Genomic DNA, 442 nt, shown 5'->3' on the forward strand with positions numbered 1-442 from the left:
AAGCAGATATGTGTAAAAGACATAATGTATAGCGGTTTCACCAGTGATGGGCTGGAGTTAAGCCAAATCACCGACTGTCTTGAACGGGTGATCAATCCTCAGCTTTATGCCATCGACAGCGTCACCAGCATCATCTTGTATGGAGGGATGAAATATGCCCTGCGGGTTTGGCTGGGTCCAGGGAAGTTGGCGGCCTTAAACCTGACCGCAACCGACGTCAACAGCGTCTTGAGCGACAACAACTATCAATCGGCGACAGGTCAGGCTCTTGGTGAGTTCGCACTGTACAACGGCAGTGCCGACATTCAAGTATCGAATGCTGAACACCTGAAACGTTGGGGGAGCAAAACCGATAACGGCAACAGGACCCGTTTAGGCAAAAATGCCACGGTAACCTTAACCAGAAGACAGCAAACTTACCGAGCTACCGCCTATGTCCAAG

General features: G+C 50.5%; 1 protein-coding gene. It reads left to right on the forward strand.

The window, feature by feature from the left end; translation table 11 throughout:
- On the forward strand, positions 1-442 hold a 442-nt coding region (locus UF06_RS00025), incomplete at both ends, for an efflux RND transporter permease subunit (RefSeq protein WP_139046219.1).

Origin of the sequence: Vibrio sp. S234-5, from assembly GCF_000960595.1 — a bacterium.
Lineage (GTDB): Bacteria > Pseudomonadota > Gammaproteobacteria > Enterobacterales > Vibrionaceae > Vibrio.